Below are 19,778 nucleotides of genomic sequence, written 5' to 3'. Positions count from 1 at the left end.
CATCAGGCCAGCAGCGATTTCACCAGGTCAACGTAGCCCTGCATCGCCTGCTCGTTGCCCTGGCCCTTGAGCTTGTCCCAGGCGTCATACTTGGCGCGGTTGATGAAGTCCATCATGCCCGGGCGCTCGCCCTGCACGTCGCCATCGGTGGCCTGCTTGAACAGCGCGTACAGCTGCAGCAGGGTCTGGTTGTCCGGGCGCTCGGCCAGGGTGGTGACGTCTTGTTGTGCCTGTTCGAACAGCGCTTTCAGATCGGACATATGTTTATCCTTTGCACGGCGGAACGAAGTCTCGCTCCTGGTTGATGTTGTATTAGCCCGCCGGTTGCCCGGCTGGCCAAATTTACCATGAAACGATCGTTTAATGCGGCTGCAACGCCAGCTGAATGTGCTTGCGGCTGCGCACCGCCACGCCGCCTTTCTGCGCCGGCATGAAGTGCGCCTGCTGGAAGACCGCCACCACGAAGCGCGCATAGTCGCTGTCACCATTGCCGGCGATCACCTCCACCTTATCCACCGTGCCGTCGCGGCCGATGTAGAGCTGCAACTGCAGCTGCTCGGGGCTGCCGGCCGGGTAGTCCAGCAGCAGCTGGCCGATGGGCGCCGCCAGCACGTCCAGCTCCCCGGCCGGGTAATACGGATCCAGTGCCAGGCCCGGCAACGCCGCTGTCGGTGCGGAAGCCGGCAGCAGCGGCGCCTCCGCCACCGGCTGCGAGGCGGCCACGGCGGCATCGACAGGCGCCTCAACAGGCACCACGGCTGGCGGCGCCGCCTCGACGGACACCGGCACGGCCGATGGCGCTGCCGGCTGCGTGGCCGGTACTGCTGGCGGCGCAGGCGCGGCACTCGCCAGCGTCACCGCCAGCGGGCGCCCGCCGCCGCCCTGCCCGGCGGGCGCCAGCGGCAGCAACAGCAAGGCCGCATGCGCAGCCAGCGCCAGCAAGGCACTGGCCAGCAGCGGCCGGAGGCGGGCGAAGCAGGCGGACATGCCGCGCTTACTTGGCCTTGAACGCCGCTTCGATGGTTTCCACCGGTACCGCACCGGAGATCATCCGCCCATTGGGCAGGAACAGCGCCGGGGTGCCGGCCACGCCCAGTTTTTCGCCCAGTGCGGCCAACTCGGCCAGCGGGGTGCTGCAGCTGGCATTGCCGGCCGGCAGCTTGGCGCCGTTGCGCATCACCGCGGTCCAGGTGGCGGCGCGATCCTTGCTGCACCAGATCTGCGCGGCCTTGCGCGGCGCATCCGGGTGCAGCTGCGCCAGCGGGTACAGGAAGGTGTAGATGGTGACGTTATCCAGCTTGGACAGCGCGTCCTGCTCCAGCCGCTTGCAGAACGGGCAATCCGGGTCGGAGAACACCGCCAGCTTGCGCTCGCCCTTGCCGCGCACTTCCTTAATCGCCTTGTCCAGCGGCAGCGCGTTGAAGTCGAACTTCACCTGGTTCAGTTCTTCCAGCCGGCCTTCGGTAATGCTGTTGCGGCTGGCGGTGTCGATCAGGTCGCCGGTCAGCAGGTGCTCCACCTTGGCGTCGGCGTAGACGATGGTGTATTCCTCGCGCGCGCCGCGCTTCATTTTCACCACCAACTCGTACAGCCCGGCCACCGGCGCCGCCTGCACGCTGGTCACCTCGTGCTGCGGAAACTTGCTCTTGAAGATGGCGCGCACCGAATCCGGCGTTTCATCGGCCGCGGACGCGGTGCAGGCCAGCAGCGACAGGCAGAGCGGGATGATGGCCAGTTGGGGCAGACGGAGCTTCATTGCAATCCTTTTCAGTTATCGGTTAAAAGCCCACCGCGTGGCGGGCCAGCTGCCGCTTGAGCAGCGGCAGGCGGTTGGTCAGGTTGAGGCCGGTATTGCGCAGCCAGGCAATGCCCGGCAGTTCCTTGGCGTGAAACAGGCCGAACAGCGTGTCGCAGGTCAGCTGCATGGTGCGCACCGCTTCCTTGCGGCCGCGTTCGTAGCGGCGCAGCGCCAGCCACTCGCCCGGGTCCTTGCCGGCGGCGATGATGTCCGCCAGCCGCGCCGCGTCCTGGAAACCGAGGTTGACGCCCTGCCCGGCCAGCGGGTGCACGGTGTGGGCGGCGTCGCCCACCAGCGCCACGCGCTCGGCGATCACGTGCTGCGGCGTCAGCAACCGCAGCGGGAAGGCCGCCGCCGGCGTCAGCACCTCCAGCTTGCCCAGCGCATGCCCACCGGCTTCGGCCACCACGGCGGCAAAACGTTCCGCCGGCAGCGCCAGCAGCGGCTCCGGCTGCGGTGTGGACCACACGATGGAAATGCGCTGCCCCGGCAACGGCAGCCAGGCCAGGATGCCATCGCCGAGGAACCACTGCCGCGCGATGTCGCCGTGCGGCAGCTCGGTAGCGAAGTTGGCCACCACCCCGCTCTGGCCATACGGCTTCACCGCGGCGGCGATGCCGCTTTGCTGCCGCACCCAGGAGTTGGCGCCATCGGCGCCCACCAGCAGCCTGGTCTGCAGCACGCGGCCGTCTTCCAGCTGCAATTCCGCGGCTTTGGGCGAATGCCGCAGACAGGTTGGCCGCACGCCTTCCAGCAGCTCGACGCCGCTGGCGGTGTGCAATTGCTGCCACAACGCGGCCAGCAGCCAGCGGTTTTCTGCAATCCACGCCAGCGCCTCGGCGTCGGCATCGGCGGCGGAAAACGCGATGCGCCCGCCCTGGTCGCCGCGCACATCCATGCCGGCGATGGTGCCGATGCGCGCCATGTCCGGCCACACCCCCAGGCTTTCGATAAAACGGCGGTTGGCCGGGCTGATCGCGTACACCCGCGCATCCCAACCCTGCTGCAGGCTGTCGAAGCGCGCCTGCTGGCCTTCCACCAGCGCCACGCGCCGGCCCTGCTTGTCCAGCGCCAGCGCCAGCGCCGCGCCGACCAGGCCGCCGCCGACGATAACGACATCAAATGAAGTGCTCATGATTCCCTAATGGCAACGCTAGCGGCCAAAGGTTGGCCGCATCCGCGCGCTGCAATGCAGTTTACACGCCAAAAACCAGATGACCGGCGAAGCGCCTGCGCAGCGGCGGCAGGCTGTCCAGCGCGTTCATGCCGGCGCCACGCAGCGTCTTCAGCAGCGGATTGGCGCCGTCGAACAGTCGGATCAGGCCGTGGGTAAAGCCCACCACTGCGTGGCTGTCCACCCGCCGTGCGGCGGCATAGCGGCGCAGCAGCGCGGCATCGCCCGGATCGGCGGCCCCGGCCAGCATGTCGGTGAGCGCCACCGCATCGCGCAGGCCCAGGTTGAAGCCCTGCGCCGCCACCGGGTGCATGGTCTGCGCGGCGTTGCCTATCATCACCACCCGGCCGGACAGCACGCTGTTGAGCTGGCGCAGCAGCAGCGGAAACACCGCGCGCTCACCGATGGCAGTGAAGCTGCCGAGGCGCTCGCCGAACGCCTGCTGCAGCTCGGCCAGCACCGTGGCCTCGTCGGCATCGTGCAGCCGCTGCGCGTCTGCCGGCGTGCGCGTCCACACCAGCATCAGGCGCTCGCCGTGTGGCAGCAGCGCAAACGGGCCGGCGTCGGCAAAACGCTCGTAGGCGATGTGCTCGTGCGGCAGGCTGGCCGTCACCTCGGCCAGCAGCGCGCTTTGCTGGTAGTCGTGCACGTGGCGGCGGATGCCGGGCAGGCTTTCCGCCAGCGCGCCGCCTTCGGCCAGCACCACCAGCCGCGCCGTCAGCTGGCGGCGCTGGCCGGCGGCGTCTTCCACCGTCAGGCTGGCATAGCGCGCCAGCGACTGCACCGCGGTCACCTTGTGCTGCCAGCACACCGCCACGCCCTGCTGCTGCAAGGCATCGCCCAGGCTGGCGGCCAGCGCCGGGTAATCCACCACCGCGCCCAGATGCGGCAGCGCCAGGTCATCGCGGCTGATCACCGTGCGCCCCCAGGCGGCCTGCTGCGACACGTGCACGGTGTCGATGTCGGTGGCCGGCAGGCTGTCCGGCCAGGCACCCACCGCCGCCAGTTGCTCGCGGCTGTACCACGACAGCGCCAGCGCGCGGGCATCGCGCAGCGGCGCATCCTTGGCGCGCGCCTCGATCAGCAACACATCGCGGCCGGCCTGCTTCAGGCGCAGGGCGGCCAGCGCCCCCACCGGGCCGCCGCCCACGATCACGATGTCGGAATGAAGAATGTTTGCTTGCATGCTTGCTTACGCTGCGGCCAACTAGCTGGCCTGCATCAGCGCCTCGATGTCGTCTATGCGTTTGGGCGCCGCATCGGTGTACACGTGGCGACCGGTGGCGGTCACCAGCACGTTGTCCTCGATACGGATGCCGATATGGTGGAAAGCGGCCGGTACGCGGTCGTCCGGGCGCACGTACAGCCCCGGCTCGATGGTGGTGCACATACCGGGCTGGAACTGGCGCCACTGCCCGCCGGGGCGGCGCAGGCCGACGTCGTGCACGTCCAGGCCAAGGAAATGGCCGATGCCGTGCATGTAGAAGCGGCGGTAGTCGCCGGATTCGATCACCCCGTCCACGCTGCCTTGCAGCAGCTGGTAGTCCAGCATGCCCTGCACCAGCACGCGCAGCGCGGCGTCGCCCGGCGCGTCCAGCGTGGCGCCCGGCTGCACCGCGGCGATGGCCGCCAGCTGCGCCGCCAGCACCACTTCGTACAGGTCGCGCTGCGGCTGGCTGAAGCGGCCGTTCACCGGGAAGGTGCGGGTGATGTCGCCGGCGTAGCCCATGAACTCGCAGCCGGCGTCGATCAGCAGCAGCTCGCCGTCGTTCAGGCGCGCATTGTTGGCCGCATAGTGCAGCGTGCAGGCGTTGCCACCACCGGCGACGATGCTCTCGTAGGCCGGCTGGCGCGCGCCGTTGCGCACGAAGTGGTACAGCAGCTCGGCCTCGATCTCGTACTCGTACTTGCCGGGGCGGGTGGCCTGCATCGCGCGCACGTGCGCCTCGGCCGACACCTGGCCGGCACGCAGCAGGATCGCCTGCTCGCGCTCATCCTTGAGCAGCCGCATCTCGTCGATCAGCGGCAGCAGGTCGCCGAACTGCGCCGGCGCATCCACGCCGAGGCGGGCGCGGCTGCGCACCACGCCCAGCCAGCCGGCGATGCGCGCATCCCAGCCGGCACTGCGGCCCAGCGGCCAGTACAGCGCCGGCACGTCGGCCAGCAGCTCCGGCAGGCGCTGCTCCAGCTCGTCGATGGCATAGGCCTCGTCGAAGGCAAACGCCTCGGCGGCGGCCTGCGGGCCGTGGCGGAAGCCTTCCCAGATTTCCATGTCCGGGTTCTTGGCCCGGCAGAACAGCAGGCTCTTGCCGCGGCGGCCGTCCAGCACCAGCACCGCCTCCGGCTCGGCAAACCCGGTCAGGTACAGGAAGTGGCTGTCGGCGCGGTACGGGTAGTTGGCATCGGCATTGCGCACCGCTTCCGGCGCGGTGGGCAGGATGGCGACAGCGTCGCCAATGGCGGCCAGCAGCTGCTGGCGGCGGTCAACAAGACTCTGGTGCATGCGAGACACCCGCAATCAAAACGGCGCTCAGTTTACACCCGCCGCTGCTGCCAGGCGATGGCGCATGCGGCCAACATGATGCCGCCGGCGGCGCCCAGCATATCGGCCAGCGCATCGCCCAGCTCGGCGCTGCGCGTGGCGGTCAGCCAGCCTTGCGCCAGTTCGGAGCCAACGGCCCACGCCAGGCACAGCCACAAGGTTGGCCGCCACAGCGCCGCGCCGCGCGCCCCCAGCCGCAAGCGTGGCCAGGCCAGCAGCACGCCGCCCAATAAAAACAGGCTGAAATGACCTATCTTGTCGAAATACGGGATGCCGGACGGCGCCCCCGCCGGCTTGAGCAACAGCAACCACACCGACAGCGCCCACCACAGCCAGGCCGGCAGCCAGTAACGTGAATCAGGCATCGCGCGCCTCCACACCGTAAAATGTCCGGATTGTGCCCGGCCGCTGCCCGCCGTGCACGCCCACCGTTAATTTTCAAGAAAGCAATGCCATGCCCCGCATCCTGATCACCGGCAGCAGCGGCCAACTCGGCTTCGAGCTGCAACGCGCACTGTGCCTGTTCGGCGAACTGCGCTGCCCCGGCCGCCAGCAACTGAACCTGGCCAGCCGCCAGGCGCTGCTGGCCTGGCTGGATGCGGAACGGCCGGAGGTGATCGTCAACGCCGCCGCCTACACCGCGGTGGACCTAGCGGAAAGCGAGGTGGAACTCGCCCACGCCATCAACGCCGCCGCACCGGGCGCCATGGCCGAGTGGGCGGCGGCCAACGATGCGCTGCTGCTGCACTACTCCACCGACTACGTGTTCGATGGCAGCGGCGAAACCGCCTGGCGCGAAGACGACAACGCCAAGCCGCTGTCGGTGTACGGCCACAGCAAATGGCTGGGCGAACAGGCGGTGCGCGCCGCCGGCGCGCGCCACTTCATCCTGCGCACCAGCTGGGTGGCCGGCGTGCATGGCAACAACTTCGCCAAGACCATGCTGCGGCTGGCGGCCAGCAAGGAGCAGCTGCGGGTGGTGAACGACCAGTTCGGCACCCCCACGCCGGCCAGCCTGCTGGCCGATGTCAGCGCCCAGCTGCTGGCGCGCACGCTGGCCGAGCGCGAACAGCCATACGGCAGCTACCATGTCGCCACCCAGGGCTGCACCAGCTGGTACCAGTACGCCGCGTACGTGATCGGCCTCGCCCGCGAAGCAGGTTGGCCGCTGACCCTGCCCGGCGACGGCCTGCAGCCGATTCCCAGTGCCGACTACCCGCAGCAGGCGCTGCGCCCGGCGTACTCGGTGCTGGATTGCCGCAAGCTGCAGCAGACGTTTGGCCTGCAGCTGCCCAGCTGGCAACAGGGCATCCGCCAGCTGTTTGCCACCCTGGACGCCGCCCGCCGCGGCTGAGCCGCACGGCAGCCGCAGCCACGCCGGCAAGGTCGGGGCGGCGCCATGTCACCAGCATGCCCCTTGCCCTGCCGCGCCGAGCCGAGCCGGTGGCGCCGGGCCCGGCGCCGGCTGCGGGCTATACTGCAACAGCAACTGCAACAGGAGCACACCATGCGTATATCCCTACTGACCCTGGCCGTGCTGGCGCTGAGCGGACCGGCCGTGGCGCTGGAGCTGAACACCGCCACCGTGACGCAGCTGGTGGACGCCGGCTTCAGCCTGACCGACGCGCAGACCATCTACGACGCCACCCACCCGCTGAGCGGCACCCCGGTCACCTTTACCAGCAGCAAGCAGCTGCTGACGCTGCCGGGCATCACCCAGGGCGACCTGAACCGCGTGCGCGCCAAGCTCGCCGTCGACGGCCAGCGCATCACCACCCGCTCCGGCACCGCGCCGGCCATTCCGGGCGTCAGCCCGGCAATACCGGCCAAGAAAGCCAGCCTGCCCAGCGGCAGCACGGATGACAATCCGGGCAACAAAGGCGGCAACAAGGGCGGTAATGGTGGTGGCAACAAGGGCGGCAACGGCAAGGGCAACAGCTAAACCGTTGCCATAAAAGGACACGGCGCCGGTGGCGATGGCTACCGGCGCCGTGTCCATTTGCCGCCTCAGCTTAATTGCTGCTGCAGGAAATCCAGCGTGCGCTGCCAGGCAAGGTTGGCCGCACCCTGGTCGTAGCGTGCCGTGTTGGTATCGTTGTTGAAGGCGTGATTCACCCCCGGATACAGGTACAGGGTGTAGCGCTTGCCCGCTGCCTGCATCGCGGCCTCGAACGCCGGAATGCCGGCATTGATGCGCTCGTCCAGCCCGGCATGGTGCAGCAGCAGCGGCGCCTGGATGCGGCCAACCTCGGCCGCCGCCGGATGGCTGCCGTAGTAGATCACCCCGGCGCGCAGCGCCGGCTGCTGCACCGCCAGCTGCCCGACCTGGCCGCCGCCCCAGCAGAAGCCCACCGCCCCCACCTTGCCGTTGCCCTTCGCCTGCAGGTACAGCAGCGCCAGCTGCGACACATCCGCGGTCATCGCCGCGTCCAGTTTGCCGAACAGCTCGCGCGCCTTGTCCTCGTCGGCCGGGGTGCCGCCCAGCGGCGACAGGTAATCCGGCGCCAGCACCCAGTAGCCGGCCAGTGCCAGCCGCCGCGCCACGTCGCGGATATGCGGGTTCAGGCCGCGGTTTTCGTGGATCAGCACCACCGCCGGCAAGGCCCCGCCCGCCGCCGGGCGCACCAGGTAGCCGTTCAGCAGCATATCGGCGCGGCGGCCAAAGCGGACATCCTCCGCCAGCAGCCGGCTGTCGCCGGCGGCCACCTGCTCGGCCTGCGCATAGTTGTTTTCCAGCAGCGGCAGCACGGCATAGGCGGCGGCCACCCCGCCCACCAGCCGCGCCAGGCGCTCGACAAAATCCCGGCGCGACAGCGGCTGATGCGTGTACTGGTCATACAGATTGATCACCTCCTGCGACAAGGCAGGCTGACGGGGTTGCGGCTTCATCGACGACTCCTCTGCAGGCAAGGGAACAGCTTGGCCGCAACCGGCGTGGCGGGCAGCGGCGGGCAGCAGCTGGTTGCCGCCGGCCCGGCGCACGGCGGCGACAGGCGCTAGACACCGCGTTATAGAAAAAGTTGGCCGTCATCGGCAAGCGGCGTGGTCGATGACAACCCGTGCGCCCCGATGCCGCCACGCGTGGCGCAGCAGAAATGGCGCCATTGGCATCGATCAGCGCACAACCGCCATGTCAAAAGGCTAAAGTCGGCGATTAGCCGCCCGAAACCGGAACTCGCCAAAAAAATGCCGGGTCATACTGGCGTGACAAACTGTGCGCTGGTTACCCAACGCCAGCCGTTACAAGGAGACCTCCATGAAAAGCACCCTGACCCGCAGTGCCCTCGTGCTACTGGCCATTGCTTCGCTGTCCGGCTGTGCCGGCATGACCCAACGTCAGCAAAATGCAGCCATCGGTGCGGCAGTCGGCGGTGTCGCCGGCTCGGTACTGACCAACGGCAGCACCGCAGGTACCGTAGGTGGTGCTGCCATCGGCGGCATTATCGGCAATGGCGGCGTGAAGTAAGCCCCGCCAGTGGCAAGCGCAAACCGCCGTCACCACCCGTGGCGGCGGTTTTTGCATGCCCGGCCGCTGCGCACGCAAACGGGCTATCGCCGGCGCAACTGCGCACTATATTTCCCTTGCCACCGGGAAATATCGCCATGCGCCACCTGCTGCCCACCCTGCTGCTCTGCACCGCCCCGCTGCTGGCCGGTGCGCAGAGCATCCTGATCGCCGCCGAGGACGACTGGGCGCCGTACTCATCGCGCCAGGGCAATAGCGACCAGCCGGAAGGGCTGACGCCGCAACTGGTGCGCGAGATCTTTGCCAGCCAGCAGGTAACCGTGCGCTTCATCGCCGTGCCGTTCTCGCGCTGCCTGCAGATGGTGGCCACCGGCAGCGCCGTCGCCTGCTTCAACACCACCATCACCGACGACAACCGCCGGCAATTCATCTGGCACCCCACCCCGCTGTTTCACGAAGAGCTGGCCATCTTCGCGCTCAAGCCCGCCGCCACGCCGCTCACCCTGAAAAACCTGGCCGGGCGCCTGGTGGGCATCACCCAGGGCTACACCTACCCCAGCAACTTCATGAACGCACCGGCCATCCGCCGGGTCACCGCGCTGTCCGACGACAACCTGATCAGCATGCTGCTGGCGCGGCGGGTGGATTTCATCCTGCTGAACACCCTGCCCGGCCTGCTGCGCGCCAGCCGCAACGCCGCCAGCGCCGGCAAGCTGCACAAAGTGGGCGTCATCAGCCGCGACGGCTTCTGGCTGAACTTCTCCCGCCACCACCCGGACGGCGCCGTGATGGCGCGGAAGTTCGAGGCCGGCCTGCAGGCGCTGAAACAGAGCGGCCGTTACCAGCAGATCATGCACAGCTTCCGCCAGCGGCTGGGCGCCGCCCCAGCTGGAACGGAGAGCAGCGCCGCGCCGCCATGACGCCCGCCGACGCGCCAGCCACGATCTATACTGGCGATAAGCTGCGACGCGACGCCGCGGCTGCGTCAAGGAGCATCGCCATGAGTAAAACCCGCCATAGCACCAAGGAAGCCAAGAAGCCGGCCATGCACACGGCCAAGGAAAAACGGGCTGCCAAACACATGAAGAAACACGCGACGGAAATGCCGCCTATCATCGTGCCGCATTAAGCGCCGGCGCTCCCATCAAATAATGCGGCCAACGTTGGCCGCATTTTTGTTTTCCCGTCACCGGCGCCACGCCCGCGTTGCCGGGCTAACACCAGCGCGGCGGGCTGTCGCCGTTGGTGTTGTGCGCCCCCGGCATTAGCCCAGATCCGGCAATGGCTTATCGTTACGATGCAGCAACTCGGACAGCTGGCAGGCGGCACACTCCACAAACAGAAAATCCCCTTCCTTACGCAGCTTGGTCTGGCGCCGGCACTGCCGGCAATCCAGCTTGATGGTGGTGTTGTCGCCGCAATCCCGGCACTTCAGGTAGTAGCCGAACTTGCCATAGCGAAACTCCAGCAACTGCGAACTGCAACCCTTGCAACAGGTGAAATACTGCTTTTGCGGACCCTCTGACGACAACAGCTTGTCGAGGAAGCCGACCTTGCGCAGCTTATTCCCAATGAACTCGAAATTGCGATAGCCCGGCGCCTTCTCCTGTGGGTGTAGCGGCACCGCCGGCTCGGCCAGCACCACTTCCACTACCGTGGCGGCATACTCGCGCACCGGCTCGTTTGCCTGCACCGCAGTGCTTGGCGTCACTGGGGGCACCGACTGCGCCTCCTGCCTTGGCGCGTGCATCTTGGCCATGTACTCGCCCAGTATCTTGCGGTACGGCGCCGGGAAAGCCATCGCCCCCGCCACCTTGGCGCGAATGCGCTCCCCCACCAGATCGGCCTTGCACACCTCGGCCACCGTCTCGCCCTTGGGCGGAATGAACTGGCCACGGCTGGAAATGGCGATCATGAAGTCGATCGACAGCGCATCAATCACCTGCGGCTGCTTGGCCATGCGGCGCAAAAACTTGCGCAGAAACTCGGCCTGTAGCCGGGCCTGCACAATCGGCGACGCCATGCCACTGGAACGGTCGTCGAACCAGCGCAGCCACTCGCCATCGGCCTTCATCTGCAGCTTGCCGGCCACACTCTTGCTTTCCACGATGGTCAGCCCCGCCGGGTGAATCAACACATGGTCCATCTGTGCTGCATCGCCATCCATCTCCAGCCGGATATCGTTGAGGATGAACACCTCCGCATCGTCGCCAAAATAGCGCCGCAGGTAGAACGCCATCTCTTTTTCGGCGGCATCGCCCGCGGCTTGCTTCCAGTCGCGGGCTTCGGTGAAAATTTTTTCTTTCAGGATCATGGTGTGTGCATCGATAACGACAGGTGCCAAAATTATAGGCGTAAAGCATATATTAATGACATTTACCTGCCGCCGAGCAAGGCAGCCTCGACAGTGCCACCCACCGTTGACCGCACGCCCCTTGCCCGTCTCCCGGCGCGCAGCTGCTCTTGAACCGCAAGGTGCACGGTGCCCAGTGACGGCAATGCGATAAAGCACGCCGCAACAACTACCATCAAGGATGAGGAGGGCATCATCATGAAATGCTGGACATACGACACCCGCTACGGCCCCTTCGAGATCGTGCCGCTCGATGGCAGCTACCACATCATGCACGAGGGCGAGGCGCTGGGCGCCTACCCCAGCCCGGAGGAAGCCGCCCGCGCACTGGCCGAAGGCCGCACCTCGTGGCCACCATTCGGCAGCCCGCAAGACCTGGGCATTCCGGCCGAGCTGCAGCAATGGCATGCCCGGCAGCTGGTTTAACACTGCCACCGGCAAGCAAGAGTGAAAAAAGGTTGGCCGCATGCCCATCAGGGTCTGCGGCCAACCTTTTCCCGTGTGAGCCAAACGCCGGGCCGCATGGCATGCCGCCCCAGCCGGCGCACAGCGTGCGCGCCAGACACTACCAGCTTGACCGCAACGCCTTGCACCATGCGGCCAAGCTTGCCTACCGCCCGACTACCGGCAAATCAGAAACCGTACTGCAGCCCCAGCGACAGGAAATCGGTATCGCTGCGGAAGTGCGCGCGGCCGCTGCCACCACCGGTTTCATACTTCATGCCGTCGAAACGCTCGAACTCGGCACGCAACGACAACGCCGGCGTCAGCGCGTAGCGCGCACCCACGCCGTAGTTGGCGTAGATGCCGCGATGGTCGTTGTTTTGCAGCGCCGAGCAGTTGACGACACAGGTGTAGTTGGTGGTCACCACGGCGGCACCCAGCTTGCCGAACAGCGCCAGCTGGTCGTTGAGCGGCAGCTCCGCCACCGCCGCCAGCGACAGCCCCTTGGCGCCGAAACGATCCTGCGCCGGCGCAGCACTCGACGTGCCCGAGAAACGGGAATGACCCAGCTTGAACACGCTCAGCTCAGCGCTCATGCTCTGGCTGAACGCATAACCAGCGTAAAGCTTCTGCGCGGCGGAGTAGTCATACACCTTGGCGCCGGCGTCGTAGAAAAGCTGGCCCTGGCCGGTAAAGTGGGTTTGCGCCTGGCCAGCAGCCACCCCGGCATACCAGCCCGGCGCGGCCGCCACGGCGGCAGTGCTGCTACAGGCGACAATCAGGGCAAACAGCGTGTTGCGGTTCATGTTCTTGCTTTCGTTTGGAGGTGCGGGAAATCGGGCCGGGCCGGGTAGTGCGCTTGCAGCAGGCAAGGGCCTCGCAGTATGGGCCGCTCGCCACCAGCAAGCAGCAAATCCGTGGCGCTTGGGGTGGGTCATTTTACATGGGCTTGTGACGTACCGCCGGGGCAATGGCAGTCGCAGGGGAAGGTGTGCATGCTCCAGGCCGGTCTACCGGGTGGCAGGCGGCGGGTGGTGACTACCTCCACGAAATACACACCGCAGACAAAACAAGGTTGGCCGCAATGCCGTCACAGCATGCGGCCAACCTTGGCACGGGCGCGGTGAGCGTTGGGCTTCATTGCATTCAACCCAACCTACCGTGCTGCATTGCAAGCCGCCCGCCACAAAGCAGGTTGGCCACAAACCTGTGACGGCTTGCGGCCAACCTCCGGTCATCGCCCACGCGATGAACGCAGGGCTTTGCTGCACTCAACCTGCAAAACTACGGCAAACCCCACCCAACAATCCAGCCCAATGTAACAACCAGCAGAACCGAACCGGCTTGCCCTTCCCGTTGGCGCGAGCCGGGCAAAACGGTGCGCCCCAGGTTTTAAGACGCTGCCTGAGCCGCGCGACGTTAGCGCTCGGCGAATCAGCGGCGCCTGGGGCGTACCGTTTGGCACGGGGTTTCGAGCAGCCACCGGGTCGCCTTTTCTTTGGTAGCTTTCTTTTGGCGAGGCAAAAGAAAGCTACCCGCCGCCGCGCGGAAAGCGGCATTCAAACAAGCCTCGTAGCGGCACCACAAACAAAACAAGGTTGGCCGCAGCGCCATCACGGCATGCGGCCAACCTTGCAGCGTGCGGTGAACGTTGGGCGTCATTTCATTCAACCCAACTTACCGTGCTGCACTCAACTTGCAGCACAGCAACAAACTCCACCCAGCCATTCTGCCCAACGAAACAACCAGCAGAACCGAACCGGCTTACCCCTCTCGTTGGCGCGAGCCGGGCAAAACGGTGCGCCCCAGGTTTTAAGACGCTGCCTGAGCCGCGCGACGTTAGCGCGCGGCGAATCAGCGGCGCCTGGGGCGTACCGTTTGGCACGGGGTTTCGAGCAGCCACCGGGTCGCCTTTTCTTTGGTAGCTTTCTTTTGGCGAAGCAAAAGAAAGCTAAAGCGGCAATCAAACAAGCTGCGTAGCAGCACTACAAACAAAACAAGGTTGGCCGCAACACCATCACGGCATGCGGCCAACCTTGGCATGGACGCGGTGGACGTTGGGCTTTATTTCATTCAGCCCAACCTACGAGCTGCCCCAACCTTCAGCATCAGCCAAAAAAAATCAATCTTCTTTTTGCAAAAGAAATTCTTTCAGCCCCTCAATCTGCTCATCAATATGGGTTTTTACCTCATCTGCAGCCGCTTCAATAGTAGTATCCAGATTCCACTCTACCTCATCGGGTACATTACTTACAGCCGACTCCAACTCTTCCAAACGGCCGAGCAATTCTTCTATCAGAGAATTATCACCCAAAAGCTCACCAACTTTTCTTGCAATGGAAACAGGAGAGTCCGCAACATGCCCATCCTCATAAGAGCGAACATTTTCCTTAATACCATTAATGGCAGCACTTGCCACTGCTATATCGCTAACACTAATTGGAATTGCTCGAACACCGTGTATATCAAAAGGTAATTTATCACCTTTTTCAATAAGATGAATATATGGCTTATTTGAACAATGCCGAATTGCCAATTCATAAAAAACGTTTGGATTATGACCTGTTAAATCCGCAATAACCAAATCAGAATCAACAATAGCATTAACAATTTGGCTAGTAATCATGCCCGTCTTAGGCATACTATCTGCGCGAATTATTTCGTAACCCAAGGGCTGCAATGCTGGCTTAATGATGTGCAACAAAACTTTATCCGCACGCTGCCTCACCTCAGAACCATCATCACCTATCGGCGAAATAACAAAACAAGTCTTCATATAAAACCCCCGCCACCTTTCGATGACGGGGGTTTTATCACGGATGACAATTAGTTATCAAGCCAACTTGGCGAGCTGCCCCTTGATCTTGTCCAGCTTGTCATTCAGCTCCGCCAGCTGCGCCTTGTCGCGCTCCACCAGGTGCGCCGGCGCCTTGTCGACGTAGCCCGGCTTTTCCAGTTTGGCGGTCAGCTTGTCCAGCTCGGCCTGCGCCTTGCCCTGCTCCTTGGTAAGGCGCGCGGTTTCGGCGGCTTTGTCCACTTCCACCTTCAGCATCAGGCGGGCGTCGCCAGAGATGGCTACCGGGGCGTCGTCGGCCGGCAGTGCGGCGACGATGCTGCCTTCGCTGATGCGCGCCAGCAGTTTCAGGTAGGGCACGAAGTCGGCCAGGCTGGCGTCGCTGGTTTCGATGAACAGCGGCGCTTTCACCGCCGGGCCGATGCCCATTTCACCGCGCAGGTTGCGCACCGCGTTCACCAGATCCTTGAACGCATCCATGCGGGCGTTGGCCGCAGCGTCGATCTTCTCGGGCACCGCCACCGGCCAGGCGGCAACCATGATGGAGTCGCTGTGCTTGGCGTTGGCCAGCGGGGCAACGGTCTGCCACAGTTCTTCGGTGATGAACGGCATCAGCGGGTGGGTGAGGCGCAGCGCCACTTCCAGCACGCGCACGATGGTGCGGCGGGTGGCGCGCTGCTGCGCGTCGTTGCCGTTCTGCAGTTGCACCTTGGCCAGTTCCACGTACCAGTCGCAGTACTCGTTCCAGATGAATTCGTAGATCACCTGGGCGGCGATGTCGAAGCGGTAGGTTTCCAGCGCGTTGGTGACATCGGCCTCGGCCTGTTGCAGGCGGCCGATGATCCACTTGTCGACGAAGCTGTATTCCAGCGGCAGGGTTTCGTCCTGGCCGCAGTCCTTGCCTTCCACGTTCATCATCACGAAGCGGGTGGCGTTCCACAGCTTGTTGCAGAAGTTGCGGTAGCCTTCGGCGCGCTTGAAGTCGAAGTTGACCGAGCGGCCGAGGGTGGCGTAGCTGGCCATGGTGAATCTGAGTGCATCAGTACCGTAGGCCGGGATGCCGTCCGGGAACAGCTTCTCGGTGGCCTTGGCGATCTGCGGCGCTTTTTCCGGGCGGCGCAGGCCGGTGGTGCGTTTTTCGATCAGCGGTTGCAGCGCGATGCCGTCGATCAGATCCACCGGGTCGATGACGTTGCCCTCGGACTTGGACATCTTCTTGCCTTCGTGGTCGCGCACCATGCCGTGGATGTACACGTCGCGGAACGGCACCTTGCCGGTGAAGTGCTTGGTCATCATGATCATCCGGGCAACCCAGAAGAAGATGATTTCGTAACCGGTCACCAGCACGTTGCTGGTAACGAAGGCGTTCAGTTCCGGAGTGTCTTGCGGCCAACCCAGGGTGGAGAACGGCACCAGCGCGGAGCTGAACCAGGTGTCCAGTACGTCCTGTTCGCGGCGCAGGGTTTTGCCCGGCGCCTTGGCGCGTACTTCTTCCTCGGTGCGGCCAACGTAGATGTTGCCGTCTTCGTCGTACCAGGCCGGGATCTGGTGGCCCCACCACAGCTGGCGGCTGATGCACCAGTCCTGGATGTTGTTCATCCACTGGTTGTAGGTGTTGACCCAGTTTTCCGGGATGAAGCGCACTTCGCCGCTGGCGACGGCGTCGATGGCTTTTTCGGCGATGGACTGGCCGGTGGCGTCGCCCTCGCCCACTTTGCTCATGGCGACGAACCACTGGTCGGTGAGCAGCGGCTCGATCACGGTGCCGGTACGGTCGCCGCGCGGCACCATCAGCTTGTGCGGCTTGGCTTCCAGCAGCAGACCCTGGGCTTCCAGGTCTTTCAGCATCGCCTTGCGCGCTTCACCGGTGGTGAGGCCGGCGTAGGCGGCTGGCAGGTCGATGGTGCCCTGGGCGGTGCCGTCGAAGCCGAACAGCTGCGCCTTGGCCAGGATGCGCGCTTCCAGGCTCATCACGTTGATGAGCTGGGTGTCGTGGCGCTTGCCCACCTGGTAGTCGTTGAAGTCGTGCGCCGGGGTGATCTTCACGAAGCCGGTGCCGAAGGCGGCGTCGACGTAGTCGTCGGCGATCACCGGAATCTGGCGGCCGGTGAGCGGCAGCTCCAGCATTTTGCCCAGCAGGTGCTGGTAGCGCTCGTCGGTGGGGTTGATGGCTACCGCCACGTCGCCGAGCAGGGTTTCCGGGCGGGTGGTGGCGACGGTGACAAACTCATCGCTGCCGACTACCGGGTACTTGATGTGCCACATGTGGCCATCTTCTTCCTCCGACACCACTTCCAGGTCGGAGATGGCGGTGCCGAGCTTGGCGTCCCAGTTGGACAGGCGCTTGCCACGGTAGATCAGGCCCTGTTCGAACAGGCGCACGAATACCTCGGTTACCACCTCGGCGCGGGCGTCGTCCATGGTGAAGTATTCACGGCTCCAGTCCACCGAGCAGCCGACGCGGCGCATCTGGCTGGTGATGGTGCCGCCGGATTTCTCTTTCCATTCCCAGATCTTGCTGGTGAACGCTTCGCGGCCCAGGTCATGGCGGTTGATGCCCTGCTCGGCCAGCTGGCGCTCCACCACGATCTGGGTGGCGATGCCGGCGTGGTCGGTACCCGGAATCCAGGCGGTGTTGTGGCCCTTCATGCGGAAGTAGCGGGTCAGACCGTCCATGATGGTCTGGTTGAAGGCATGACCCATGTGCAGGGTGCCGGTGACGTTGGGCGGCGGCAGCTGGATGCAGAAGGCGGGCTGGGTGCTGTCCATATGCGGCTGGAAGTAGCCGGACTGTTCCCATTGATCGTACCAGCGACGTTCGATGTCGCCCGGCTCGTAGCTTTTGGCAAGTTCCTGGGTCATGGTGTGAATTCGGTCTGTGTGAGGCAAAAAATGGCGTAAATTATAAACCGAATCCCGCTGTGCCGTCCTGCCCGCGCCGCCTGCCATCACCCGCTATTTGCTGGCAAATATGATGATGCGACCGCGCAGTTATAAATATTTGTATATATTACCGACACCCTGCCCGCCGGCCGGCCACATCGCCACCCAGACTTCAGCTCCGACATCACCACACCATGCACAGCCGCCACGTTCTGCTCGTTGAAGACAACCCCTCGGTACTGCGCGCCTTGCAGCGCATGCTGGAGAACGAAGGCTATGTGCCGCTGTGCGCCAGCAGCCGCCGCGAGATGCTGCAGCTGCTCAACGACGACGACGCCATTCCGCTGATGGCCTGTGTGCTGGACTACTGCCTGCCGGACGCGCCGGAAGGCGAGGCGCTGGCCGACCTGCTGCAACGCCAGATTCCCACCATCGTACTGACCGCGCGCAACGACCTTGCCACCCGCGAGCAGGTGCTACTGCAACCGGTGGTGGACTACATCCCCAAGGAAAACCCGTCCGCCTACGAGTACACCTTGCGCATGCTGCGGCGTATCGAGCACAACCCGGGTTCGCGCGTGCTGGTGGTGGACGATTCCAGCGCCATTCGCGGCTATCTGAAGCAGCTGTTGCGCCGCCAGCTGTACGAGGTGGTGGAAGCGGCCAACGGCGAGGCGGCGCTGGCGATCCTGAGCGCCGACAGCGGCATCCGCCTGGTGCTTACCGACCACGACATGCCGGGCATGAACGGCGTGCGGCTGTGCAGCGAGGTGCGCCGCTTCCGCAAGTCGGAAGAGCTGGCCATCATCGGTATCTCCAGCAGCCAGGACCCCAGCATGAGCGCGCGCTTCATCAAGGCCGGCGCCGACGATTTCCTCACCAAGCCGTTCAATCACGAAGAATTCTTCTGCCGCGTCACCCGCAACATCGAGTACGTGGAAAACCTGTGCGCGCTGGCCCGCGCCGCGCGGCAGGACATGCTGACCGGCCTGCCCAACCGCCGCAGCTTTTTCGAGCGCATCCAGCACCAGCAGCAGCCGTACGCGCTGGCGATGCTGGATGTCGATCACTTCAAGCGCATCAACGACAACTACGGCCACGACGTGGGCGATCAGGCGCTGCGCTGGCTGGCCGAGCAGCTGCGCGAGACGTTCTGCCAGGAAAACATCGCCCGCTTCGGCGGCGAGGAGTTCGTGGTGCTGCTGCCGGATGCCGGCGACCCGCTGCCGATGCTGGAGGCCTTCCGCCAGCGCGTGGCCAGCGCGGTACTGACCACCAGCCACGGCGAGCTGCAGTTCACGCTCAGCATCGGCGTGGCGGGCAACCTGCCGGATGTCAGCCAGCTGCTGAAAAAAGCCGATGCCCTGCTGTACCAGGCCAAACAGGCCGGACGCAACCGGGTGTACAGCAGCTGACGCCGCCAACATCGCCAAGCACCAGGCCGCCCACGGGCGGCCTGGTGCGTTTAGTGCGGCCTTACGCCGCGCGCGCCAGCACCCAATCCAGCAGACGGGTGGGCAGCAGCCACTTCAGGTGCCAGAACAGGTGGGTGGGGAAAGTGACACGGTAACGTGCCTTCGGCCGGCGCGCGGCCAGCGCTTTTTGCACCTGCGTCAGCACCGCCGTACCCGGCAGCGTGAACGGCGCGGCGTGGCCTTCCTTCTTCAGCCGCAGCAACTGGCGCTGGTAGGACTCGCGGTGCGCACTGGCGTCGATGGCGATGTTGCGCAGGAATTTCTGCAGCGCATTGGGGCGGAAGCGGCTTTCGATCGGCCCCGGCTCGATCAGGCTGACGTGGATGCCGCTACCGGCCAGCTCCAGCCGCAGCGTGTCGCACAGCCCTTCCATCGCGTACTTGCTGGCGTTGTAGGCGCCGCGGTATTTCATCGCCGCAAAGCCCAGCACAGAGCTGTTGAACAGCACCCGCCCCTCGCCCTGTGCGCGCATCACCGGCAGCACGCTGTTCAGCAGCTCCCAGGCGCCAAACAGATTGGTTTCGAACTGCTCGCGCATCGCCTGGCGCGGCACGTCCTCCACCGCCCCCGGCTGGCCGAAACCGGCGTTATTGAACAGCGCCTCCAGCCGGCCGCCGCTGCGGGCCAGCACCGCAGCCACCGCCGCGCGGATGCTGGCGCTGTCGTCCACATCCAGCTGCAGCGCATCGGCAAAACCCTCTGCGGCCAACCTTGCCACGTCCTCGGCACGCCGTGCGGTGGCGAACACGCGCCAGCCATCGGCTTGCAGGCCGCGCGCCACGTCCAGGCCGATGCCGCTGGAGCAGCCGGTTATCAGAATATTTTTTTGCATTTATTGAACCTGTGACA

Annotated in this window: 20 protein-coding genes; 7 read left to right on the top strand and 13 right to left on the bottom strand. The window is 65.1% G+C overall.

From position 1 onward, the window contains the following. Window positions 1-2 precede the first annotated feature (2 nt). The 7 genes from ACFOLG_RS12955 to ACFOLG_RS12925 form a co-directional block, all read right to left on the bottom strand. The gene (locus ACFOLG_RS12955) at window positions 3-260 is read right to left on the bottom strand and encodes an acyl-CoA-binding protein (protein ID WP_386092497.1); all 258 of its coding nucleotides are present in this window, start codon (window positions 258-260) and stop codon (window positions 3-5) included. A 100-nt stretch (window positions 261-360) separates the two neighbouring features. Beyond that, window positions 361-987, bottom strand: coding sequence for an energy transducer TonB (locus ACFOLG_RS12950; RefSeq protein WP_386092494.1), 627 nt, complete (start codon window positions 985-987; stop codon window positions 361-363). A gap of 7 nt (window positions 988-994) precedes the next feature. Then, window positions 995-1,756: a DsbC family protein gene (locus ACFOLG_RS12945; RefSeq protein ID WP_386092492.1), complete on the bottom strand. Its 762-nt coding sequence runs from the start codon at window positions 1,754-1,756 to the stop codon at window positions 995-997. Between the two features lie 22 nt (window positions 1,757-1,778). Beyond that, a complete protein-coding gene (locus tag ACFOLG_RS12940) occupies window positions 1,779-2,933 on the bottom strand; it encodes a UbiH/UbiF family hydroxylase (RefSeq protein WP_386092490.1) in 1,155 nt (384 codons plus the stop codon). Between the two features lie 61 nt (window positions 2,934-2,994). Next, window positions 2,995-4,158, bottom strand: coding sequence for an FAD-dependent monooxygenase (locus ACFOLG_RS12935; protein ID WP_386092487.1), 1,164 nt, complete (start codon window positions 4,156-4,158; stop codon window positions 2,995-2,997). Between the two features lie 21 nt (window positions 4,159-4,179). Continuing rightward, entirely contained in the window at window positions 4,180-5,475 is a 1,296-nt protein-coding gene (locus tag ACFOLG_RS12930; protein WP_386092485.1) for an aminopeptidase P N-terminal domain-containing protein, read from the bottom strand. 32 nt (window positions 5,476-5,507) lie between these two features. Next, the gene (locus ACFOLG_RS12925) at window positions 5,508-5,879 is read right to left on the bottom strand and encodes a VanZ family protein (protein WP_386092483.1); all 372 of its coding nucleotides are present in this window, start codon (window positions 5,877-5,879) and stop codon (window positions 5,508-5,510) included. Between the two features lie 89 nt (window positions 5,880-5,968). On the opposite strand from ACFOLG_RS12925, the gene rfbD reads away from it, so the two are divergent. Then, window positions 5,969-6,868: a dTDP-4-dehydrorhamnose reductase gene (rfbD, locus tag ACFOLG_RS12920; protein WP_386092480.1), complete on the top strand. Its 900-nt coding sequence runs from the start codon at window positions 5,969-5,971 to the stop codon at window positions 6,866-6,868. 153 nt (window positions 6,869-7,021) lie between these two features. After that, window positions 7,022-7,456 carry a hypothetical protein gene (locus ACFOLG_RS12915; RefSeq protein ID WP_386092477.1) on the top strand — a complete coding sequence of 145 codons (435 nt, stop codon included), beginning with the start codon at window positions 7,022-7,024 and terminating at the stop codon, window positions 7,454-7,456. A 65-nt stretch (window positions 7,457-7,521) separates the two neighbouring features. Here the strand turns inward: ACFOLG_RS12915 and ACFOLG_RS12910 are convergent, their stop codons facing one another. Continuing rightward, entirely contained in the window at window positions 7,522-8,403 is an 882-nt protein-coding gene (locus tag ACFOLG_RS12910; RefSeq protein ID WP_386092475.1) for a dienelactone hydrolase family protein, read from the bottom strand. Between the two features lie 367 nt (window positions 8,404-8,770). Between ACFOLG_RS12910 and ACFOLG_RS12905 the strand changes: the two genes are divergently transcribed. The 3 genes from ACFOLG_RS12905 to ACFOLG_RS12895 all read left to right on the top strand — a co-directional run bounded on the left by ACFOLG_RS12905 (window position 8,771) and on the right by ACFOLG_RS12895 (window position 10,109). After that, the gene (locus ACFOLG_RS12905) at window positions 8,771-8,980 is read left to right on the top strand and encodes a glycine zipper 2TM domain-containing protein (RefSeq protein ID WP_386092473.1); all 210 of its coding nucleotides are present in this window, start codon (window positions 8,771-8,773) and stop codon (window positions 8,978-8,980) included. 137 nt (window positions 8,981-9,117) lie between these two features. After that, window positions 9,118-9,900 carry a substrate-binding periplasmic protein gene (locus tag ACFOLG_RS12900; RefSeq protein WP_386092471.1) on the top strand — a complete coding sequence of 261 codons (783 nt, stop codon included), beginning with the start codon at window positions 9,118-9,120 and terminating at the stop codon, window positions 9,898-9,900. 80 nt (window positions 9,901-9,980) lie between these two features. Then, complete coding sequence (locus ACFOLG_RS12895) at window positions 9,981-10,109, top strand: hypothetical protein (RefSeq protein WP_386092469.1); 129 nt, start codon at window positions 9,981-9,983, stop codon at window positions 10,107-10,109. 135 nt (window positions 10,110-10,244) lie between these two features. Here the strand turns inward: ACFOLG_RS12895 and ACFOLG_RS12890 are convergent, their stop codons facing one another. After that, window positions 10,245-11,492: a nuclease-related domain-containing protein gene (locus ACFOLG_RS12890; protein ID WP_386092467.1), complete on the bottom strand. Its 1,248-nt coding sequence runs from the start codon at window positions 11,490-11,492 to the stop codon at window positions 10,245-10,247. A gap of 39 nt (window positions 11,493-11,531) precedes the next feature. On the opposite strand from ACFOLG_RS12890, the gene ACFOLG_RS12885 reads away from it, so the two are divergent. Next, window positions 11,532-11,759 carry a hypothetical protein gene (locus ACFOLG_RS12885; RefSeq protein ID WP_386092465.1) on the top strand — a complete coding sequence of 76 codons (228 nt, stop codon included), beginning with the start codon at window positions 11,532-11,534 and terminating at the stop codon, window positions 11,757-11,759. 206 nt (window positions 11,760-11,965) lie between these two features. On the opposite strand, the gene ACFOLG_RS12880 is transcribed toward ACFOLG_RS12885, so the two are convergent. The 3 genes from ACFOLG_RS12880 to ACFOLG_RS12870 form a co-directional block, all read right to left on the bottom strand. Next, complete coding sequence (locus tag ACFOLG_RS12880) at window positions 11,966-12,583, bottom strand: outer membrane beta-barrel protein (RefSeq protein WP_386092462.1); 618 nt, start codon at window positions 12,581-12,583, stop codon at window positions 11,966-11,968. Between the two features lie 1,316 nt (window positions 12,584-13,899). After that, window positions 13,900-14,553 carry a hypothetical protein gene (locus ACFOLG_RS12875; RefSeq protein ID WP_386092459.1) on the bottom strand — a complete coding sequence of 218 codons (654 nt, stop codon included), beginning with the start codon at window positions 14,551-14,553 and terminating at the stop codon, window positions 13,900-13,902. 57 nt (window positions 14,554-14,610) lie between these two features. Next, window positions 14,611-17,433, bottom strand: a complete 2,823-nt coding sequence (locus ACFOLG_RS12870; protein WP_386092456.1) for a valine--tRNA ligase — start codon at window positions 17,431-17,433, stop codon at window positions 14,611-14,613. Window positions 17,434-17,648: 215 nt separating this feature from the next. Between ACFOLG_RS12870 and ACFOLG_RS12865 the strand changes: the two genes are divergently transcribed. Next, window positions 17,649-18,869, top strand: coding sequence for a response regulator (locus ACFOLG_RS12865; RefSeq protein ID WP_386092454.1), 1,221 nt, complete (start codon window positions 17,649-17,651; stop codon window positions 18,867-18,869). A gap of 61 nt (window positions 18,870-18,930) precedes the next feature. Here the strand turns inward: ACFOLG_RS12865 and ACFOLG_RS12860 are convergent, their stop codons facing one another. Then, window positions 18,931-19,761, bottom strand: a complete 831-nt coding sequence (locus ACFOLG_RS12860) for an SDR family NAD(P)-dependent oxidoreductase (RefSeq protein ID WP_386092451.1) — start codon at window positions 19,759-19,761, stop codon at window positions 18,931-18,933. Between the last annotated feature and the right edge of the window lie 17 nt (window positions 19,762-19,778).

It is taken from the genome of Vogesella facilis (assembly GCF_042648525.1).
Classification (GTDB): Bacteria; Pseudomonadota; Gammaproteobacteria; order Burkholderiales; family Chromobacteriaceae; genus Vogesella; species Vogesella facilis.
Note: the sequence above shows the minus strand (reverse complement) of the source record. Positions and strands in the feature narration are given on the sequence as shown.

Coding starts and splice junctions, on each gene's coding strand:
- ACFOLG_RS12955 (WP_386092497.1), bottom strand. CDS start 260: ATGTCCGATCTGAAAGCGCTGTTCGAACAGGCACAACAAGACGTCACC.
- ACFOLG_RS12950 (WP_386092494.1), bottom strand. CDS start 987: ATGTCCGCCTGCTTCGCCCGCCTCCGGCCGCTGCTGGCCAGTGCCTTG.
- ACFOLG_RS12945 (WP_386092492.1), bottom strand. CDS start 1,756: ATGAAGCTCCGTCTGCCCCAACTGGCCATCATCCCGCTCTGCCTGTCG.
- ACFOLG_RS12940 (WP_386092490.1), bottom strand. CDS start 2,933: ATGAGCACTTCATTTGATGTCGTTATCGTCGGCGGCGGCCTGGTCGGC.
- ACFOLG_RS12935 (WP_386092487.1), bottom strand. CDS start 4,158: ATGCAAGCAAACATTCTTCATTCCGACATCGTGATCGTGGGCGGCGGC.
- ACFOLG_RS12930 (WP_386092485.1), bottom strand. CDS start 5,475: ATGCACCAGAGTCTTGTTGACCGCCGCCAGCAGCTGCTGGCCGCCATT.
- ACFOLG_RS12925 (WP_386092483.1), bottom strand. CDS start 5,879: ATGCCTGATTCACGTTACTGGCTGCCGGCCTGGCTGTGGTGGGCGCTG.
- rfbD (WP_386092480.1), top strand. CDS start 5,969: ATGCCCCGCATCCTGATCACCGGCAGCAGCGGCCAACTCGGCTTCGAG.
- ACFOLG_RS12915 (WP_386092477.1), top strand. CDS start 7,022: ATGCGTATATCCCTACTGACCCTGGCCGTGCTGGCGCTGAGCGGACCG.
- ACFOLG_RS12910 (WP_386092475.1), bottom strand. CDS start 8,403: ATGAAGCCGCAACCCCGTCAGCCTGCCTTGTCGCAGGAGGTGATCAAT.
- ACFOLG_RS12905 (WP_386092473.1), top strand. CDS start 8,771: ATGAAAAGCACCCTGACCCGCAGTGCCCTCGTGCTACTGGCCATTGCT.
- ACFOLG_RS12900 (WP_386092471.1), top strand. CDS start 9,118: ATGCGCCACCTGCTGCCCACCCTGCTGCTCTGCACCGCCCCGCTGCTG.
- ACFOLG_RS12895 (WP_386092469.1), top strand. CDS start 9,981: ATGAGTAAAACCCGCCATAGCACCAAGGAAGCCAAGAAGCCGGCCATG.
- ACFOLG_RS12885 (WP_386092465.1), top strand. CDS start 11,532: ATGAAATGCTGGACATACGACACCCGCTACGGCCCCTTCGAGATCGTG.
- ACFOLG_RS12880 (WP_386092462.1), bottom strand. CDS start 12,583: ATGAACCGCAACACGCTGTTTGCCCTGATTGTCGCCTGTAGCAGCACT.
- ACFOLG_RS12875 (WP_386092459.1), bottom strand. CDS start 14,553: ATGAAGACTTGTTTTGTTATTTCGCCGATAGGTGATGATGGTTCTGAG.
- ACFOLG_RS12870 (WP_386092456.1), bottom strand. CDS start 17,433: ATGACCCAGGAACTTGCCAAAAGCTACGAGCCGGGCGACATCGAACGT.
- ACFOLG_RS12865 (WP_386092454.1), top strand. CDS start 17,649: ATGCACAGCCGCCACGTTCTGCTCGTTGAAGACAACCCCTCGGTACTG.
- ACFOLG_RS12860 (WP_386092451.1), bottom strand. CDS start 19,761: ATGCAAAAAAATATTCTGATAACCGGCTGCTCCAGCGGCATCGGCCTG.